Raw genomic sequence first — 2,608 nt, 5'->3', positions numbered from 1 at the left:
TAATATATCCTCTGCAGATTTCTCTCCATAAGGTGCATTAGCACTATCTGCAAGATAAATAGTATTCTCTAAGGGTAATAATTTATGAATTTCTTTCCAGATAGATGTACCACCTACACCAGAATCAAAAACACCAATAGGATTGTTATGCATTGTAACCTATAATTTAGAAGCCTAAATATACTACTATAAAGTAACAAAAAAGGCCGTGCAAATAGCACAGCCTTTATAAAATATACTAGTATAGCTTATTAGAATTTTAATTCCTTTTTTACGTCTGCTAAAAGATCTTTTCCTTTAGAAACAAGAAGACCTGCACCTGGACTAGCATCAATTACATAGTCAAAACCTTGAGCAGCTGCTACTTTTTCTATAGCTTTCATTGCAGACTCTTGTATTGGAGCTAACAATTCTTGTTGCTTTTTTTGCAATTCTTGCTGTGCAGCTTGCTGTGCAGTCTGAATTGTTTTTTGGTATGTCATTATTTCTTGCTCTCTTTTTGCATTTTCTTCTGCAGTTTTAGAAGCTGCTTCATTTTGGTACTGCGTAGCTTTATTTCTAGCTTCTGCCATACTTGCCTGTATGTCTGCACCTAAAGTTTCGTTTAACTTCTTTAATTCTGCATCTGCGCTCTTCATTGCAGGCATTTCTTGTAACAACTGCTGTACATTAATATGCGCAACTTTAGACTGTGCGTTTACAAATGCTGTTGTAGCTACAAATAATACTAATGCTACTGCTATCTTCTTTAAATGTTTCATAATAGTAATTGAATGTTAATTTAAGTATTTAGTTAATTTTAGTGTATAGACTCTTTTTTAATTACCGTCCTTTTCTTCTTTGGTTTTCTTTTGTTTAGCTGCCTTTTCTTCTAATAATTTTTTTCTTCTAGCTTCGTAAGCTTTTTTACGCTCTTCACGCAACTTTAACTGCTCAGCTCTTTTTTCCTCTGCACTCTTAGCTCTGGCCGCGTCTGCCTCTTTAGCTTGTTCTTGCCTAACCTTTAAAGCTTCTGTAATAGGCTTGTCTTCTTCTTCGTCTTCAAACCTACTTCTTGCACTCTTTTTAGGAGCACTAATTTTTCTAGTCCTAGAAATAGCTCTAAGTACTAACTCACTAATGTCATTTCTTTTTTCTGCATACAACATTACAACATCTGCAGATTTATCAAAAATAAAATCGTAATTTTTATTCTTACCTATCTTTTGTACCTCATTAAAAACCTGATCTTGTATTGGCTGCACCAGTCTTAACTTTTGCATAACCAAATCTCCTTGAGGACCAAATCTATCTTGTTGGTATTGTAGCATTTCTTTTTCTAACAATGCTATTTCTTCCTCACGTTCTTCTATTAACTCGTTAGTTAATAAAACTTTTTCTGCAAGCAAGGTTTGTCGCATATCAAAGATTTGCTTTTTCTCACCTTCAATCTCTAACTTCCATTTTTCAACTTTACTAGCAAGTTGCGCATTAGCCTCTCTATACTCTTCCACATTCTCTAGAATGTATTCCATATCTACATAGGCAACCCTTACACCTCTCTGGGCAAAAATACTAGTTGACAGTAGCAACGTAGTTAAAATTAAAAGAACTTTTGTTTTCATTTTGTTTATCGTTTTAATACATAGAAAATATCGTGCCAAAAATATTAATCACCTAAATACAAGCTTATTAACATATGGTAAATTAGAAATATTCTTTGTAATTAAAACTGCTGACCAATGATGAAGTGTGTTTGCCATCCACTTGGCTCAGTAGAGGTAGGTAAGTTATCCTTATCAAACCCATAACCAAAGTCAATTCCTAATAGACCAAAAGCTGGCATAAATATGCGCAACCCTACTCCGGCCGATCGTTTAATTTCAAACGGATTAAATTCAGTAAAATTGTTGAAAGAGTTACCTCCTTCTAAAAATCCTAGTGCATATATAGATGCTGATGGTTTTAAAGTGATAGGATACCTAAGTTCCATAGAGAATTTATTATAAACCACACCACCTTCTTGCTCATTAGTACTTGCTACTACTGGCGTTAAAGATTGGTTTTCATACCCTCTTAATTGTACAGTTTCTCTACCATCTAAAGTAAAGTTTCCTAAACCATCACCACCAACAAAATAACGTTCAAAAGGTACATTACCTATATCATTGTTATAATTACCTAAGAAACCAAACTCTGCGTTAGAACGTAAAACTAAATCACCAGTAAGTGTTGTGTACCAATCTCCTTTAAAACTAGCTTTATAAAATTCTAACCATTTAAATCTGTCTTCTTCTATTTTTTCTAAACGAGTTTGCTGAAAAGGGCTTAAACTACCAGTAGTATTTCTTACCTCCTGCAATTCATCACTCTCCTCTTTTAAACCTTTATAATCTTTATCAGAAAATAATGAGTAAGGTGGTGTTGCTTTAAGTTTAAATTGAAAACTAGATCCTCCACGAGGAAATATTTTACCACCTGCTAAAGATTCTCTAGACAATCCAAATGTATAAGAAAGTGAATTTGCAGAACCATTACCAAAATTAAACAAACCTATGTTGTAATCTTGAAAATCATATAGTTGATACGCTAATGAATGAGAAGCCACAAAATAATCATCAGGCCACTT

The 2,608-nt window shown here is 33.6% G+C and carries 2 protein-coding genes and 2 pseudogenes; all 4 read right to left on the bottom strand.

Translation table 11 applies throughout. The annotated features are described in order from the left end of the window. Nucleotides 1–153: pseudogene (locus ABJD66_RS00485) on the bottom strand (glutamate racemase); the annotation flags it as partial. A 98-nt stretch (nt 154–251) separates the two neighbouring features. After that, nucleotides 252–761 carry an OmpH family outer membrane protein gene (locus ABJD66_RS00480; protein ID WP_100893814.1) on the bottom strand — a complete coding sequence of 170 codons (510 nt, stop codon included), beginning with the start codon at nt 759–761 and terminating at the stop codon, nt 252–254. Nucleotides 762–818: 57 nt separating this feature from the next. Next, the gene (locus tag ABJD66_RS00475; RefSeq protein ID WP_100893815.1) at nt 819–1,604 is read right to left on the bottom strand and encodes an OmpH family outer membrane protein; all 786 of its coding nucleotides are present in this window, start codon (nt 1,602–1,604) and stop codon (nt 819–821) included. A 101-nt stretch (nt 1,605–1,705) separates the two neighbouring features. Next, nucleotides 1,706–2,608, bottom strand: a pseudogene (locus ABJD66_RS00470) (outer membrane protein assembly factor BamA); the annotation flags it as partial.

Origin of the sequence: Cellulophaga sp., assembly GCF_039943695.1 — a bacterium.
Lineage (GTDB): Bacteria > Bacteroidota > Bacteroidia > Flavobacteriales > Flavobacteriaceae > Cellulophaga.
Note: the sequence above shows the minus strand (reverse complement) of the source record. Positions and strands in the feature narration are given on the sequence as shown.

Bases quoted from the DNA above. Each gene is read 5' to 3' on its own strand.
- ABJD66_RS00480 (WP_100893814.1), bottom strand. From the start codon at position 761: ATGAAACATTTAAAGAAGATAGCAGTAGCATTAGTATTATTTGTAGCT.
- ABJD66_RS00475 (WP_100893815.1), bottom strand. From the start codon at position 1,604: ATGAAAACAAAAGTTCTTTTAATTTTAACTACGTTGCTACTGTCAACT.